This is a genomic window from Streptomyces gamaensis (assembly GCF_042656465.1).
Lineage (GTDB): Bacteria > Actinomycetota > Actinomycetes > Streptomycetales > Streptomycetaceae > Streptomyces > Streptomyces gamaensis.
Genome location: NZ_JBHSPB010000019.1, coordinates 112,334 through 128,362, shown reverse-complemented (window position 1 = coordinate 128,362; position 16,029 = coordinate 112,334). Strand labels below are relative to the sequence as shown.

The 16,029-nt window shown below is 74.3% G+C and carries 14 protein-coding genes; 11 read left to right on the top strand and 3 right to left on the bottom strand.

All coding sequences use genetic code 11. The features are described from left to right. From ACFP1Z_RS26410 to ACFP1Z_RS26395, 4 genes are all read left to right on the top strand, one after another. A partial coding sequence (locus ACFP1Z_RS26410) for a methionine adenosyltransferase domain-containing protein (RefSeq protein ID WP_390320071.1) occupies window positions 1–409 on the top strand: 409 nt, incomplete at its 5' end. Window positions 410–449: 40 nt separating this feature from the next. After that, on the top strand, window positions 450–1,430 hold the full coding sequence (locus ACFP1Z_RS26405) for a carbohydrate kinase family protein (RefSeq protein WP_390320070.1): 981 nt from the start codon (window positions 450–452) through the stop codon (window positions 1,428–1,430). A gap of 179 nt (window positions 1,431–1,609) precedes the next feature. Then, window positions 1,610–3,097 carry a tRNA (N6-isopentenyl adenosine(37)-C2)-methylthiotransferase MiaB gene (miaB, locus tag ACFP1Z_RS26400; RefSeq protein ID WP_390320069.1) on the top strand — a complete coding sequence of 496 codons (1,488 nt, stop codon included), beginning with the start codon at window positions 1,610–1,612 and terminating at the stop codon, window positions 3,095–3,097. A 62-nt stretch (window positions 3,098–3,159) separates the two neighbouring features. Next, window positions 3,160–3,870 carry a class III extradiol dioxygenase subunit B-like domain-containing protein gene (locus tag ACFP1Z_RS26395; protein WP_390320067.1) on the top strand — a complete coding sequence of 237 codons (711 nt, stop codon included), beginning with the start codon at window positions 3,160–3,162 and terminating at the stop codon, window positions 3,868–3,870. A 282-nt stretch (window positions 3,871–4,152) separates the two neighbouring features. Here ACFP1Z_RS26395 and ACFP1Z_RS26390 read toward each other — a convergent pair whose 3' ends face one another. Together ACFP1Z_RS26390 and ACFP1Z_RS26385 are read right to left on the bottom strand one after the other, a co-directional pair. After that, window positions 4,153–4,386 (bottom strand): antitoxin, encoded by a 234-nt coding sequence (locus ACFP1Z_RS26390; RefSeq protein ID WP_390320066.1) that lies wholly within the window; start codon window positions 4,384–4,386, stop codon window positions 4,153–4,155. A 37-nt stretch (window positions 4,387–4,423) separates the two neighbouring features. After that, a complete protein-coding gene (locus ACFP1Z_RS26385) occupies window positions 4,424–4,603 on the bottom strand; it encodes a hypothetical protein (RefSeq protein ID WP_390320065.1) in 180 nt (59 codons plus the stop codon). Window positions 4,604–4,842: 239 nt separating this feature from the next. Between ACFP1Z_RS26385 and miaA the strand changes: the two genes are divergently transcribed. The 6 genes from miaA (at window position 4,843) to hflX (ending at window position 13,009) form a co-directional block, all read left to right on the top strand. Continuing rightward, window positions 4,843–5,805: a tRNA (adenosine(37)-N6)-dimethylallyltransferase MiaA gene (gene miaA, locus ACFP1Z_RS26380; protein WP_390320063.1), complete on the top strand. Its 963-nt coding sequence runs from the start codon at window positions 4,843–4,845 to the stop codon at window positions 5,803–5,805. Window positions 5,806–5,912: 107 nt separating this feature from the next. Then, entirely contained in the window at window positions 5,913–6,398 is a 486-nt protein-coding gene (locus tag ACFP1Z_RS26375; protein WP_390320078.1) for a hypothetical protein, read from the top strand. Window positions 6,399–6,467: 69 nt separating this feature from the next. Further along, window positions 6,468–7,367, top strand: coding sequence for a diaminopimelate epimerase (dapF, locus tag ACFP1Z_RS26370; RefSeq protein ID WP_390320061.1), 900 nt, complete (start codon window positions 6,468–6,470; stop codon window positions 7,365–7,367). A gap of 222 nt (window positions 7,368–7,589) precedes the next feature. Further along, complete coding sequence (locus ACFP1Z_RS26365; RefSeq protein WP_390320060.1) at window positions 7,590–9,722, top strand: RelA/SpoT family protein; 2,133 nt, start codon at window positions 7,590–7,592, stop codon at window positions 9,720–9,722. Between the two features lie 178 nt (window positions 9,723–9,900). Then, window positions 9,901–11,391 carry a M1 family metallopeptidase gene (locus ACFP1Z_RS26360; protein WP_390320059.1) on the top strand — a complete coding sequence of 497 codons (1,491 nt, stop codon included), beginning with the start codon at window positions 9,901–9,903 and terminating at the stop codon, window positions 11,389–11,391. A gap of 136 nt (window positions 11,392–11,527) precedes the next feature. Further along, window positions 11,528–13,009: a GTPase HflX gene (gene hflX / locus ACFP1Z_RS26355; RefSeq protein ID WP_390320057.1), complete on the top strand. Its 1,482-nt coding sequence runs from the start codon at window positions 11,528–11,530 to the stop codon at window positions 13,007–13,009. Between the two features lie 84 nt (window positions 13,010–13,093). Here the strand turns inward: hflX and ACFP1Z_RS26350 are convergent, their stop codons facing one another. Beyond that, window positions 13,094–14,281 carry a trypsin-like serine peptidase gene (locus tag ACFP1Z_RS26350; RefSeq protein WP_390320055.1) on the bottom strand — a complete coding sequence of 396 codons (1,188 nt, stop codon included), beginning with the start codon at window positions 14,279–14,281 and terminating at the stop codon, window positions 13,094–13,096. A gap of 224 nt (window positions 14,282–14,505) precedes the next feature. On the opposite strand from ACFP1Z_RS26350, the gene ACFP1Z_RS26345 reads away from it, so the two are divergent. Beyond that, the gene (locus ACFP1Z_RS26345) at window positions 14,506–16,026 is read left to right on the top strand and encodes an aminotransferase class III-fold pyridoxal phosphate-dependent enzyme (RefSeq protein ID WP_390320053.1); all 1,521 of its coding nucleotides are present in this window, start codon (window positions 14,506–14,508) and stop codon (window positions 16,024–16,026) included. Window positions 16,027–16,029: the final 3 nt, after the last annotated feature.

Genomic DNA, 16,029 nt, shown 5'->3' with positions numbered 1-16,029 from the left:
CACCTACGGCGGTATGGCCCGTCACGGCGGCGGTGCGTTCTCCGGCAAGGACCCGTCCAAGGTGGACCGTTCGGCGGCGTACGCGATGCGCTGGGTCGCGAAGAACGTGGTCGCGGCCGGTCTGGCCACGCGCTGCGAGGTGCAGGTGGCGTACGCGATCGGCAAGGCCGAGCCGGTCGGCCTGTTCGTGGAGACCTTCGGCACGAACACGGTGGAGACCGAGCGGATCGAGAACGCGGTCTCGGAGGTCTTCGACCTCCGCCCCGCCGCGATCATCCGCGACCTCGACCTGCTGCGCCCGATCTACTCCAAGACGGCGGCGTACGGGCACTTCGGGCGTGAGCTGCCGGAGTTCACGTGGGAGCGCACCGACCGCGTCGAGGCACTGAAGAAGGCCGCAGGCCTGTGAATCCGCCCGCTTCCCCGGACCGCACCGAGAAGGGAACCGCATGCGCATCGCCGTCACAGGATCCATCGCCACCGACCACCTGATGACCTACCCGGGCAGGTTCGCCGACCAGTTCCTCGAAGGCCACCTCGACCGGGTCTCCCTGTCCTTCCTCGCCGACCGGCTCGACATCCGCGACGGCGGCGTCGGCGCGAACATCGCCGTCGGCCTGGGCCGGCTGGGACTGCGCCCGTTACTGGCCGGAGCCGTGGGCCTCGACTCCACCGACTGGCTGCGCCGCCTGGCCGCCGAGGGCGTGGACACCGGCCTGGTGCACGTGAGCGCCACGGCGTACACCGCCCGGTTCGTCTGCACCACGGACGCCGAGCAGAACCAGATCGCCAGCTTCTACACGGGCGCCATGGCCGAGGCCCGGCGGATCTCACTGGCACCCGCCGCCCGCGAGGGCCTGGACCTGGTCGTGGTCGCGCCCAACGACCCGGAGGCGATGCGCCGCCACACCGAGGAGTGCCGCGGCCTCGGCCTGGACTTCGCCGCCGACCCCTCGCAGCAGCTGGCCCGGCTGGACCGGGAGGAAGCACGCCACCTGGTCGACGGCGCGCGCTTCCTGTTCACCAACGAGTACGAGGCCGAGCTGCTGCAGCACCGCACCGGCTGGACGGCCCGGGAGATCCTCACCCGGGTCGGCACCTGGATCACCACACTCGGCGCCCGCGGCGTCACCCTGGCCCGAGCCGGGGAAGAGCCCGTCCTGACCGTGCCCGCCGTCCCGGCGGACCACGCGCAGGACCCCACCGGGGTGGGGGACGCCTTCCGGGCGGGCTTCCTCGCCGGCGTGGCCTGGCAGTGGCCGTGCGAGCGCTCCGCCCGGCTGGGCTGCGCGCTGGCCACGGTCGTCCTGGAGTCGGTCGGCACCCAGGAGTACGAGCTGAACGCCGACGACGTGACCGCCAGGATCGAGCGCGCCTACGGACCGCAGGCCGCCGCGGAGGTCCGGCTCCGGCTGAAAGAAGCCCTGTGAAGCTGAAAGAAGCCCTGTGAAGCGGCGAGGGACCCGCCGCCGCCCTGGAGATCCACTCGGCCCTCGGCCCCGTGCCCGACGGCCGGCTCCCGGGCGGCGGCCCCACGGCCCCGGCACGGCGGGAGGAGGCCTGGCAGAGCCCTTACCCTGGACGGGTGAGTCGTAGCGAGGTTGGCGGATTGAAGACATACGAGGTGCGCACCTACGGGTGCCAGATGAACGTCCATGACTCCGAGCGGCTCTCGGGCCTGCTGGAGGACGCGGGCTACGTCCGCGCGCCCGAGGACACCGCGGAGGGCGAGGCCGACGTCGTCGTCTTCAACACCTGCGCGGTGCGGGAGAACGCCGACAACAAGCTCTACGGCAACCTCGGCCGGCTCGCGCCGGTGAAGTCGCGGCGGCCCGGCATGCAGATCGCCGTCGGCGGCTGCCTCGCGCAGAAGGACCGCGACAGCATCGTCAAGCGCGCCCCCTGGGTCGACGTCGTCTTCGGCACGCACAACATCGGCTCCCTGCCCGTCCTGCTGGAGCGTGCCCGCGTCCAGCAGGAGGCGCAGGTCGAGATCGCCGAGTCCCTGGAGGCGTTCCCCTCGACGCTGCCGACCCGGCGCGAGAGCGCGTACGCGGCCTGGGTCTCCATCTCCGTCGGCTGCAACAACACCTGCACTTTCTGCATCGTCCCGGCGCTGCGCGGCAAGGAGAAGGACCGCCGGCCCGGCGACATCCTCGCCGAGATCGAGGCCCTCGTCGCCGAGGGCGTCACCGAGATCACCCTCCTCGGGCAGAACGTCAACGCCTACGGCTCCGACATCGGGGACCGCGAGGCGTTCTCCAAGCTGCTGCGCGCCTGCGGCGGGATCGAGGGCCTGGAGCGCGTGCGCTTCACCTCCCCGCACCCCCGCGACTTCACCGACGACGTCATCGCCGCGATGGCCGAGACGCCCAACGTGATGCCGCAGCTGCACATGCCGCTGCAGTCCGGCTCCGACACCGTGCTGCGCGCGATGCGCCGCTCCTACCGGCAGGAGCGCTTCCTCGGCATCATCGAGAAGGTCCGCGCGGCGATGCCCGAGGCGGCGATCTCCACCGACATCATCGTGGGCTTCCCCGGCGAGACCGAGGAGGACTTCGAGCAGACCATGCACGTCGTGCGCGAGGCCCGCTTCGCGCAGGCCTTCACCTTCCAGTACTCCAAGCGCCCGGGCACCCCGGCCGCCGAGATGGACGGGCAGATCCCCAAGGAGGTCGTCCAGGCCCGCTACGAGCGCCTGGTCGCCCTCCAGGAGCAGATCTCCTGGGAGGAGAACAAGAAGCAGGTCGGCCGCACCGTGGAGGTCCTGGTCGCCGAGGGCGAGGGCCGCAAGGACGACGCCACGCGGCGGCTGTCCGGCCGGGCCCCCGACAACCGCCTGGTGCACTTCGACCGGCCCGCCGAGCCGGTCCGCCCGGGCGACATGGTGACCGTGGACATCACCTACGCCGCCCCGCACCACCTGCTCGCCGAAGGCCCCGCCAGGAGCGTGCGCCGCACCCGCGCGGGCGACGCCTGGGAGAAGCGCAACGCGGCCCCCGCCGCGAAGCCGGCCGGCGTGATGCTGGGCCTGCCCACCATCGGCGCGCCCGCGCCGAGCGCGGCCCCGGCCCCCACGGGCTGCGGCTGCGACTGACACCCGCTCCACGACGGGACCGTACGGGCGGCGGGCGCACGGCAGGAGCGTAGGGTCGGCCCATGCTTGTCGCCGCCGCCGTGTGCCCCTGCCCGCCCCTGCTCGTCCCGGAGGTCGCCGCCGGCGCCGCGCCCGAGCTCGACGCCCTGCGGGCCGCGTGCCTCGACGCTGTCGGCGTGCTCGCGGCCGCGCGGCCGGAGCGGCTCCTCGTGGTCGGCCCCACCGGTCCGGAGGGCAGCGGCCGCCATCCGCAGGGCGCGACCGGCTCGTTCCGGGGCTTCGGCGTGGACACCGGGGTGCGGCTGGGCCCGGACGGGGCGGCGGGGGAGCGGACCCTGCCGCAGTCCCTCGCCGTGGCCGCCTGGCTGCTGCAGCGCACCGGCTGGGCCGACGCGCCCGTCGAGGGACTGGGCGTGGAGGAGGACCTGGAGCCCGCCGCGTGCCTGGCCGCCGGCCGGGAAGCGGCAGCGGCGCCCGGGCGGCTCGCCCTGCTGGCGATGGGCGACGGCAGCGCCTGCCGCACCCTGAAGGCGCCCGGTTACCTCGACGAACGTGCCGCCGGCTTCGACGCGGACGCCGCCCGGGCCCTGGGCGCCGCCGACACCGCCGCACTGGCCGGAGTCGACCCCGCGACGGCCCGCGAGCTCAAGGCCGCCGGACGCGCACCCTGGCAGGTGCTCGCGGGTGCCGCCGAGGGTGCGGACCTGGCCGGCGAGCTCCTCTTCGACGACGCGCCGTACGGCGTCGGGTACTTCGTCGCGACGTGGTCGTAGCCGGCAGCCGATTGACGGCCCGTCAGACCGGCTGGGGCGGGGCCCGTAGCGCGTCCGCTTCCCGCACGCCGGCACGGCCGTACGGCAACGCTTCCGCGGGCCTGGACGCGGGCTGAGCGCCCTGTCGCGCCTGCCGGGCCCAGCGGGCGCGGAGACCGTCCGCAAGGCCGGGAGACCGGCGCACAGCGCCCCGCCCCGGCCCGGGTGGCGGGCACACCCCGCCCACGTACGGCGACGGGCCGCGGAGCGGTGCGCTCCGCGGCCCGCCGCCGACGAGGTGGTTCAGGCGTCCTTGCCGTCCTTCCCGCCGCTCTCGCCGAGGCGGCCCAGGGCGTCCTTGGCCTTGCCCGTGCCGGTCTGGATCTGGCTGCTGTACTTGCCCCCGGTCTTCTCGTCGACCAGGTGGGCGGCCTTCTCCAGCCCCTGCTCGATCTTGTCCCCGTGCTGCTGCGCGAGGTCGCCGGCCTTGTCCTTCAGGGGGCCGAGCTTTGCCTTGAGATCGTCGAACAGGCCCATGGCGCCTTCCCTCGTCTTCCGTGTACGTCGGATTCAGCTACTTACGGGCGCTCTCACCGGCCTCGCTGCTGTCGGCCGCCCCCTCCGCGGACTTCTGCTGAGGGATCTCCACCCCCGCGCCCTCCGCCGTGGCCTCACCGGACTCCTCCGGCTCCGCCGCCGCGGGCTCGGTGGTCTCGGCAGCAGCGTCCGGTTCCACCGTCAGAGTGGTGGTCACCGCCTCTTCGGTTGACGCCTCCGACTGCTTGCGGCGGAACCTTGAAAACACGCCCATATCTACTCCATTACCTTACTGGTGTCAGCGAAATCCCGCGCCGCCCGGAGCGTTCCTGCGCCGTCTCCGGACATCCGGTCCGCGAACCGGCTCTCGGAACCTCGCAACAGGCAACGAAACCGTCAGCGTCGCGTCACGTCGCTCGTTCGAGGGTGGCGCCGGAGGTTTGCGAGACTGACCCGGTGACAAACCCGGTGAAGAACGCACGTCCCCCCGCACACCCCGCGCCGCGGGTCATCGCCGTCGTCGGAGCGACGGCGGCAGGCAAGTCCGACCTCGGCGTCGCCCTCGCCCGGCACCTGGGCGGCGAGGTCGTCAACGCCGACTCCATGCAGCTGTACCGGGGCATGGACATCGGCACGGCCAAGCTGACCCTGGAGGAGCGCCAGGGGGTGCCGCACCACCTGCTCGACATCTGGGACGTCACCGAGACGGCCAGCGTCGCCGAGTACCAGCGGCTCGCCCGCGCCGAGATCGACCGGCTGCTCGCGGAAGGCCGCACCCCGGTCCTCGTCGGCGGCTCCGGGCTGTACATCAAGGGCACCGTCGACGACCTCGACTTCCCCGGCACCGACCCGGCCGTGCGCGCCCGGCTGGAGGCCGAGCTGGCTCAGCAGGGCCCCGGGGCGCTGCACGCCCGGCTCGCCGCCGCCGACCCGGCGGCCGCCCGCGCGATCCTGCCCGGCAACGGCCGCCGCATCGTGCGCGCCCTGGAGGTCATCGAGATCACCGGCCGGCCCTTCACCGCCAACCTGCCCGGCGAGCGCCCGGTGTACGACGCGCTGCAGATCGGCGTCGACGTCGCCCGCCCCGAGCTCGACGAGCGCATCGCCCTGCGCGTGGACCGCATGTGGGAGGCCGGGCTCGTCGACGAGGTGCGCCGCCTGGAGCGCGAGGGCCTGCGCGAGGGACGCACGGCCTCGCGCGCCCTGGGCTACCAGCAGGTGCTCGCGCACCTCGCGGGGGAGTGCACCGAGGACGAGGCCCGCGCCGAGACCGTACGGGCCACCAAGCGCTTCGCGCGGCGGCAGGACTCGTGGTTCCGCAAGGACTCCCGCGTGCACTGGCTGAGCGGCGCGGCCGAGCACCGGGCGGAACTCCCGGAGCTGGCCCTGGCGTTGGTCGAACGAGCGGTCACAGCCTGATCACGTGATGGCATCGGGACGCCACTCGGGTCCGTCCGCCCTGCGTGAGCGTGCCATCATCGAGCTTCGATCGAGCCGTGGAGTCCGAGTTGGGAGGGCGCGTGGCGATGGAGGCCGGCCCTCGTGACAGACCACAGCAGCCGCCGCGCCGGGGACAGCTGCCGGCCGTGGCGGGGCAGGAGCCGGGGCCGCTGGCCCCGGACGGTCCCGAGGGCCCCGGGAGCGCCGAGGAGGCCGCGGCCGGCGCCGCCGTGCCCGCGTCCTTCCGCGAGCTGCGCCCGCAGCGCCGACTGCGGGCCTGGCAGCTCGCTCCCATCGTGCTGCTCGCCGCGCTCGGCTCGCTGATGTTCGCCTTCCCGCTCGCCTTCGAGTTCGGCGACGGCGGCCCGGTCGTGGCCATGCTCGGACTGCTCATCAGCTGCTGTGCGGCGGGCTGGGGCGTGATGGCCGCGCGCCGCGTCGGCTACACCTGGCCCGGGCTGCCGCCGCGCGGCTCCGGGGCCCGCCCCGACTGGCGGTTCGTGGCCCTGTACGCGGCCGTGGTGTGCGTGGTGGTCGTCCTCGCCGTCTGGCGGGTGGCCCGGCTGCGCTAGCCGCGGCCGCACGCCGGGCCCGGGGGTCTCGCCGGAAGAGTGCCCCGCGCGGCCCCGTACCATCGAGGGGTGAGCACTGCGCAGATCGCTTTCCTCAAGGGTCACGGCACCGAGAACGACTTCGTGATCATCCCTGACCACGACGGGCTGCTGGAGCTGTCCCCGGCGGCCGTGGCGCGCCTGTGCGACCGGCGTGCGGGCATCGGCGCCGACGGCGTGCTGCGCGTGGTGCGCTCCGCCGCCCATCCCGAGGCGCGCGCGATGGCCGGTGAGGCCGAGTGGTTCATGGACTACCGCAACGCCGACGGCAGCATCGCCGAGATGTGCGGCAACGGCGTCCGCGTCTTCGCCCGGTACCTTCAGCAGGCCGGCCTGACCGGCGCCGGGGATCTCGCGGTGGCCACGCGCGCGGGCGTCCGACGGGTGCACGTGGCCAAGGACGGCCCCGAGGGGGCCGGAGAGATCACCGTGGACATGGGCCGCGCGCTGCTGCCCGGCGGCGAGGTCACCGTCTGTGTCGGCGGGCGTCACTGGCCGGCTGTCCACGTGGACATGGGCAACCCGCACGCGGTCTGCTTCGTCGACGACCTCGCGGACGCGGGCAGCCTGCTCACCGCTCCCGCCGTCGCCCCGGCCGGTGCCTACCCGGACGGTGTCAACGTCGAGTTCGTCGTGGACCGTGGTCCGCGCCATGTGGCGCTGCGGGTGCACGAGCGCGGCTCGGGGGAGACGCGTTCGTGCGGTACGGGCGCGTGCGCGGTGATGGTCGCGGCGGCCCGCCGTGACGGGTGCGACCCGGCCGTCACCGGCCTGCCCGTGACCTACACCGTCGACGTCCCCGGCGGCCGTCTGGTGATCGGCGAACGTCCCGACGGCACGGTCGAGATGACCGGGCCCGCGGTGATCGTCGCCGAGGGCGTGCTCGACGCCGCGTGGCTCACGCAGCCCGCGGCCACCCCGGCAGCCTGACGCACTGACGCACCACCGCCCCGCAACGCACTGCGGTCCGGGCGCGGCGCTTTACCCCGAATCCGCCCGCTCACCCGGCTTTCCGCCGCCCGACTCCCTCGAATGGGTGATCCGTTTCACTCTGGGCGAGAGCGGGTGAGCGGCGCGTGATGGGCTCGGTAGCATCAAGCACCGGTCTGGAGGCGTGCAGCCTGCCGCCGGTCGACGCTGCCGGAGGTGCCCATGAGCGCAGAGGCCACGAACGAAGGAGCTCCCGGCCGCAGGCGCGGCCGCGCCCGTCTCGACCTGAGACGGCTGGGGCGCGCGGCGCTCGCCGGTCCCGCGTCGCGCGGCCGCCTCCCCGACGCCATCGACCATGTCGCCAAGGTCCACCGCTCCCATCATCCCGGCGCGGACCTCGACATCCTGCGGCGCGCGTATCTGCTGGCCGAGTCCTCGCACCGCGGCCAGAAGCGCAAGAGCGGCGAGCCGTACATCACCCATCCGCTCGCGGTGACCCTCATCCTCGCCGAACTGGGTGCGGAGACCACGACGTTGACGGCCTCTCTGCTGCACGACACGGTCGAGGACACCGAGGTGACGCTCGATCAGGTGCGGGAGCAGTTCGGGGAGGAGGTCGGCTTCCTCGTCGACGGGGTCACCAAACTGGAGAAGGTCGACTACGGGGCCGCCGCCGAGCCGGAGACCTTCCGCAAGATGCTGGTGGCCACCGGCAACGACGTCCGGGTGATGTCCATCAAGCTCGCCGACCGGCTGCACAACATGCGCACGCTCGGCGTGATGCGCCCCGAGAAGCAGGTCCGCATCGCCAAGGTCACCCGCGACGTGCTCATCCCGCTCGCCGAACGGCTGGGCGTGCAGGCCCTCAAGACCGAGCTGGAGGACCTCGTCTTCGCGATCCTGCACCCCGAGGAGTACGCGCGCACCCGCGAGCTCGTCCTCGCCCACCCCACCGGGACCGCCCCGCTGCACGCGACCGCCGAGCGCGTCCGGGCCGTGCTGCACGAGGCGGACATCGCGGCCGAAGTCCTCGTCCGGCCACGGCACTTCGTCTCCGTCCACCGGGTGCGGCTCAAGCGCGGCGAGCCGACCGGATCGGACCTCGGCAGGCTGCTCGTCCTCGTCGCCGAGGACGCCGACTGCTACGCCGTCCTCGGCGAGCTGCACACGTGCCTCACTCCGTTCGTCTCGGAGTTCAAGGACTTCATCGCCGTTCCCAAGTTCAACCTCTACCAGTCGCTGCACACCGCCGTCGCCGGCCCCGGCGGGGAGCCCGCCCAAGTCCTCATCCGCACGCACCAGATGCACAAGGTCGCCGAGGCCGGGGTGATCGCCCTCGGCAATCCCTACGCGGCTCCCGAGACCCCCGACGCCGCGGACGGCGAGCGCGTCGACCCCACCCGCCCCGGCTGGCTCTCCCGGCTGCTGGAGTGGCAGCGCGCCACCCCCGACCCCGACACGTTCTGGACCTCGCTCCGCGACGAGCTGGCCCAGGACCGCGAGATCACCGTCTTCCGCGCCGACGGCGGCACGATCGGCCTGCCCGCCGGCTCCAGTTGCGTGGACGCCGCGTACGCGCAGCACGGCGACGGCGCGCACAGCTGCATCGGCGCGCGCGTCAACGGCAGACTGGCCACCCTCGGCACCGTCCTGCGCGACGGGGACACGCTCCAGCTGCTGATGGCCCGCGACACCACCTCCGGCCCCTCCCCCAACTGGCTGGAGCACGCCCGTACGCCGGCCGCGCGCATCGCCATCGGGCGCTGGCTGAGCGCGCACCAGGGCGACCGCGCCCCCGACCCCGTCGCCCCGCCGGCCCCCGCCGACCGCCGTCCCTGCCCACCGCCCAGGGAGCTGGCCCCGCCCGTCCGCCGGCCGCTCGTGGTCACGGCCGAGGGCCGCGATCTGGCGGCGGCGAGCGTACGGCTCGCGGGCTGCTGTACGCCCGTACCGCCCGACGAGGTCACCGGCTTCGCGGTGCGCGGCCGCGCGATGACCGTGCACCGCTCGCAGTGCTCGGCGGTCGGCCGCATGGTGACCTCAGGGCGGCAGCCCGTCGAGGTGCGCTGGAGCTGTCCCGAGGGCGGCGGCCGCGACTACCGGGTGACGCTGTTCGCCGAGTCCTTCAGCCGGCCGCATCTGCTCGCCGACCTCACCGAGGCCATCGCGGCCGAGGGCGCCGCCGTCGTCTCCGCCGCCGTCGAGCCGCCCCACGAGCAGCGGGTGCGCCACACCTACACCCTCCAGCTCTCCGACGCCTCCCAACTCCCGGACCTGATGCGGGCGATGCGCCGCGTGCCGGGGGTCTACGAGGTGGCGCGGGCGGGCCGTACGGTCGCGGGGGCACCCTCGTAGCGGCGCGGCGCGCGGCGGCCGGAGCCCCCGGGGCCGTAGCCGAACGGCGGCCGCCGCGCAGCCGAACCGGGCAGGCTCCGCCGATGTGATGGACATACGGACCCTCCCGACGCCCGTACGGGTGGGACGGCGCCGTGCCGCCCACGGGGCCCCGCCGGGCGCTGATAGCGCTTGACGCATGCCGCACTCACCCCGGGCACACCGCCCCCGTCCCCTCCGGCACGGACGCGGGCGGGCCGTCCCGACCGCCACGGCGCTCGCCGCGCTCGCCGCCCTCCTCCTCGGCGCGGGCCTCCCGCCGTCCGCCGGCCCGGAGGGGATCGGCGACCGGCTCTTCCCCGAGCTCGGCAACCCCGGCTACCACGTCGCCGCCTACGACATCTCCTTCGACTACCACGGCAACGACCGGCCGCTGGACGCCGTGACGAAGATCGAGGCCCGGGCCACCGGCCGGCTGGAGCACTTCAACCTCGACTTCGCGGGCGGCACCGTGCGCTCCGTCGAAGTCAACGGCCGGCAGGCCCGGTTCACCCCCGTCAAGGAGGACCTGGCCGTCGTCCCCGCCGCGCCGCTGCCCGCCGGCGGCCGCTTCACCGTCGTCGTCCGCCACACCAGCGAACCGCGCGCCGGCCGCGACGGCGGCTGGGTCACCACCGCCGACGGACTGGTGATGGCCAACCAGGCCGACGCCGCCCACCGGGTCTTCCCCTGCAACGACCACCCCTCGGACAAGGCCCCCTTCACCTTCCGCGTCACCGTCCCCAACGGGCTGACCGCGGTCGCCAACGGCCTGCCGGAGGGACACGTGAGCTCGGGTGCCACGAGCACCTGGACGTACCGCACCCGCCACCCCATGGCCACCGAGGTCGCCCAGGTCGCCATCGGCCGTTCCGCCGTCACGCGTCACACGGGCCCGCACGCGCTGCCGCTGCGCGACGTGGTGCCCGCGGCCCAGCAGCAGGCCCTCAAGCAGTGGACGGCGAAGACCTCGGGGCAGGTCTCCTGGCTGGAGCAGCGCGTGGGCGCCTACCCCTTCGAGAACTACGGCGTGCTCATGGCCGACGCGTCCACCGGCTTCGAGCTGGAGACCCAGACCCTCTCGCTGTTCGAGCGCTCCCTGTTCGCCCGGACCGACATCCCCGCCTGGTACCTCGAATCGATCATGGTGCACGAGCTGTCGCACCAGTGGTTCGGCGACAGCCTCTCCCCGCGCACCTGGTCCGACCTGTGGCTCAACGAGGGTCACGCCACCTGGTACGAGGCGCTGTACGCCCAGGAGCGGGGCGGCCGGTCGCTGGAGGACCGGATGAAGCTGGCCTACCGGCAGTCCGACACCTGGCGCGCCGACGGCGGCCCGCCCGCCCTCCCCAAGGTCCCCGACCCCGGACGGAAGATCAGCATCTTCCGTCCGGTCGTCTACGACGGCGGCGCGCTCGTGCTGTACGCGCTGCGCCAGCGCATCGGGGTCCCCGCCTTCGAGCGGCTGGAGCGCGAGTGGAGCGAGCGGCACCGCGACGCGGTCGTCTCCACCGCCGACTTCGTCGCCGAGGCGTCCCGGGTGGCCGGCCAGGACCTGACGGGCTTCCTGCGTCCCTGGCTGTACGACCCGGTCACCCCGCCCATGCCGGGCCACCCCGACTGGCGGGCGGCCCCCCGGAAACCCGCGTGACGCCCGCCCGGCGGCGTGGGACGATCGACGCGTCGACGAGGCCGTCGCCCGGGAATCCCCGGGGCGCGCCGGACGTTGTCGATGCCGTGGGCCCGCACCCGTGGGCAGGCACCTCACCGACGAGACAAAGGACCACATGACCTCCACTTCTTCCCTTCCCCAGGACCGGCAGAGCCTCCCGGAGAGCCTTCGGGCCGACGCCCTGATGGAAGAGGACGTCGCCTGGAGCCAGGAGACCGACGCCGAGCGGGACGGCGAGCAGTACGACCGCTCCGAGCGCGCCGCGCTGCGCCGCGTCGCCGGGCTGTCGACCGAGCTGGAGGACGTCACCGAGGTCGAGTACCGGCAGCTGCGCCTGGAGCGCGTGGTGCTCGTCGGTGTCTGGACCTCCGGCACCGTCCGGGACGCCGAGAACTCCCTCGCGGAGCTCGCCGCCCTCGCCGAGACCGCCGGCGCCCTCGTCCTTGACGGTGTGATCCAGCGCCGCGACAAGCCGGACCCGGCGACCTACATCGGCTCGGGCAAGGCCGACGAGCTGCGCGACATCGTCCTGGAGAGCGGAGCCGACACCGTGGTGTGCGACGGTGAGCTCAGCCCCGGCCAGCTCATCCACCTTGAGGACATCGTCAAGGTCAAGGTCGTCGACCGGACCGCCCTGATCCTCGACATCTTCGCCCAGCACGCCAAGTCCCGCGAGGGCAAGGCCCAGGTCTCGCTCGCGCAGATGCAGTACATGCTGCCGAGGCTGCGCGGCTGGGGCCAGTCGCTGTCCCGTCAGATGGGCGGCGGCAAGGGCGGCGGCATGGCCACCCGCGGCCCCGGTGAGACCAAGATCGAGACGGACCGGCGGCGGATCCGCGAGAAGATGGCGAAGATGCGCCGGGAGATCGCGGAGATGAAGACCGGCCGCGACATCAAGCGCCGGGAGCGCCGCCGGAACAAGGTCCCCTCGGTGGCCATCGCCGGATACACCAACGCGGGCAAGTCCTCGCTGCTCAACCGGCTCACCGGCGCGGGCGTGCTGGTGGAGAACGCCCTGTTCGCCACCCTGGACCCGACGGTCCGCCGGGCCGAGACGCCCACCGGGCGGCTCTACACCCTCGCCGACACCGTCGGTTTCGTCCGGCATCTGCCGCACCACCTCGTCGAGGCGTTCCGTTCGACGATGGAGGAGGTCGGCGAGTCCGATCTCATCCTGCACGTGGTCGACGGCTCGCATCCGGCACCGGAGGAGCAGCTGGCCGCCGTGCGTGAGGTGATCCGTGATGTCGGCGCGGCCGACGTCCCCGAGATCGTCGTGATCAACAAGGCGGACGCGGCCGATCCGCTCGTCCTGCAGCGGCTGCTGCGCGTCGAGAAGCGTTCGCTCGCGGTCTCCGCGCGCACCGGCGCGGGCATCGAGGAGCTCCTCGGCCTGATCGACACCGAGCTGCCGCGCCCCGCCGTCGGGATCGAGGCGCTCGTGCCGTACACGCGCGGCGATCTCGTCGCGCGGGTGCACTCCGACGGCGAGGTGCTCTCCGAGGAGCACACGGCCGAGGGCACGCTGCTGCGGGCCCGGGTGCACGAGGAGCTCGCCGCCGAGCTGCGCGCGTACGTACCGGCAGCCCAGGGCTGAGGCCCCGGGCGCAAGACGCAGTGCGAGGGCCCTTCCCGGACCGCCGGGGAGGGCCCTCGCACGGGCGGACCCGCCCGGCCGCGCCTACTGCTGGGCGAACTTCCGGCTGACGGACTCGTAGACGCCCTTGGCCTCCGGGCCGAGGCGCGGGCCCGCCAGCCAGGTGCTGTTGGCCGGGCCGATCGAGGTGTTGGAGACCAGCACCGCCTTCCCGTCGGCCCCCTGCCGGAACCAGCCGCCGCCGGACGAACCGCCGGTCATGGTGCAGCCGATGCGGTACATCGTGGGCTGCGCGGGGTCGACGGTCAGCCGGCCGGGCCTGTCGACGCAGTCGTACATCCGCTGCCCGTCGAAGGGCGCCGCCGCCGGGTAGCCCCAAGCCCCCATGGTGCGGATCGACTTGACCTGCGGGGCGTCGAAATCGACCGCCAGCGCGCTGCCGACGGTCTCCTCCAGGGACTTGCCGCCCGTGCTCTCCGGCTTCACGTGCAGCACGGAGAAGTCGTACGGCGCGCCCGCGCCCCCGGTCTCCGCCCCCTGCGCGATCCACTGCGTGGACGTCTGCGCCCAGTCCGCCCACCACACCCCGTACGGCGCGACCTCCTGCACCGGCGCGGAGTCGACCTTCTGGCCCGGCAGGCCCTTGTCGTTGTAGGAGGGCACGAAGGCGATGTTGCGGTACCAGCCGCCGTTCTTGCCCGCGTGCACGCAATGGCCCGCCGTCCAGACCAGGTTGGACCGGCCCGGATGCCCCGGATCCTTGACGACCGTCGCCGAGCAGACCATGTGGCCCTGGGGGCTGTCGAAGAACACCTTGCCGACCGGCGCCGCGTTGGAGTGGTACGGCAGACCGACGGACTTCGCCTGGACCGGACGCGGCTCGGGGTCGGTGACCCCCTGGTCGCCCGAGGCGCCGGGGGCCGCGCCGGGGGCGCCCCGCGTGGTGAAGGTCTTGTCGACCGCTCGCGCGTCCTTCATGGTGCCGGGCTTCCAGTGGCCCTCGATGACGGGGTTGATGAAGTCGCGTGCCTCACGCAGCCACTTGTCCTTGTCCCACTTGTTCCAGGCGCCGTTCCGCCACTTCTTCAAGTCCTCCAGGGACGTGGGGAGGTTCTTCGGCAGGTGCGGGCCGTCGCTGCTGTGTGCCGCGGCGTCGGTGGGCTTGTCGCCACCGGCCGCGCTGTCGTCGGAGGGGCCGCACGCGGTGGCGGTCAGTGCCAGCGCGACGGCCAGCGCGGCGGCGGCCGGCACCCGTCGGCGGTCGGAAGTCATGGCGTGGATTCCCCCTGATCGGTCCGGAAGTTGAACGTGTGCCGGCTTCGCGCGTGCACCGTATGAACTTGTCATGCACCGCCCTGGCCGGGCGGTGTGGTCACACTATGCCGATGCACAGGGGAGACGGGTGACGCCCGTCACCCGGTTCCGGCGAAGGATCTTGCGCGGGGCCGTGGCCCGCCGCTCGCGGCGTCGTTGGTACGTACGGGGGAGACGTGCCGATGACACACACCAGGCAGCAGGCGGGCGTCCGCGCGGGAGGGCCGGGCGTCGTGGCCGGGCACGGGCCCGCGCCGGTGACGCGGTCCGCGGCCGGCGCCGTCCCGCGCAGGCGGCAGGCGGGGGAGGGGGCGGCGCACGGCGAGGCCCTGCCCGTGGTGCCGGTGCGCGCCCGCGGACTGACGGTCGAGGGCGCCGACGGGCGGCGCTATCTCGACTGTTTCGCCGCCGCCGGGGCGTTGGCGCTCGGGCACAATCACCCGGTCGTGCTGGAGGCGATGCGCTCCGTCCTTGACTCGGGGGCTCCGCTGCACGTGCCGGACCTCGCCACGCCGGTGCGCGACGCCTTCGCGAGGGAGCTCCTCGCCACGCTGCCCGGGGAGTTGGCGGGCTCGGCCCGGATCCGGTTCTGCGGCCCGGCCCGCGCCGACGCGCTGCAGGCCGCCGCCCGCCTGGTGCGCGCGGCCACCGGCCGGGAAGGCCTGCCGGCCGTCGACGGGCCCTGGGACGCGGCGCGGGGGAGTACGGGCGTGCGCCCGGCCGGCGTGCTCGTCGAACCGGTGCCGGGCGAGGGCGCGGTGCTCCCGGTGCCGGCCGCCCGGATGCGGCGGCTGCGCGAGGCCGCGGCCGCCGGGGCCGTCCCGCTGGTCGCCGACGAGACCCGCACGGGGGTCGGGCGCACGGGCGCGCTGTGGGCCGTCGGGCACAGCGGGACCGTGCCCGATGTCATGGTGCTCTCCGGGGCCGTCGGCGGCGGCCTCCCGCTCGCCTGCCTCGTCCACCGCAGTGGTCTCGACGCCGGGTGCGACTCCCCGGGCGTCTTCCCGTACCAGGGCAATCAGCTGGCGATGGCCGCCGGTGCCGCGACCCTGCGCCACGTCCGGCGCAACCGACTCGCCGAGCGGGCCCGCGAGTTGGGCGCGCGCATGCTGACGCGGCTGCGCGGCCTGGCGGGGGAGCACACGCAGATCGCCGGCGTCAGCGGGCTCGGGCTCATGCTCGCCGTGGAGTTCGCGGAGCCCTGCCCTGCGGGAGTGCGTGAGCCGGTGTCGGGCGGAGGTGGCGCGGGCGCGTACGGGGCCTGCTGCCGTGCGGGCCCGGGCGGTACGTGCCGCAGCGGCGGCGGCGAGGGCCCGGCCCGCACACCAGGAGCGCCCGGTGCGCTCCGCACGCCCCGCGCAGCCGAAACCCCGCACGCTCCCGTTGCCCAGCCGGCGCCCGGAGCGGCCCCGGCCGCCCCCGCGCCCGACCCCGGGCGCGCAGCCGCGCGCCGGCACGCCCCCGGCACGGCCGCCCTCGTGCAGCAGGAGTGCCTGCGCCGCGGCCTCATCGTGGGGCTGGGCCGCCGGCACTGCGAGGCCGTCCGCCTGCTGCCGCCCCTGACCATCACCGACGAGCAGGCCGAAGCGGTCCTCGACCGGCTCTGCGACGCGGTCGCCGCGGCCGCGCGCACCCGCCGCACCACGTCCACCCCCGGCACGCCGAAGGAGGCAGGCGCCGCGTCCCCGGCCCCCACGCCGTGACCC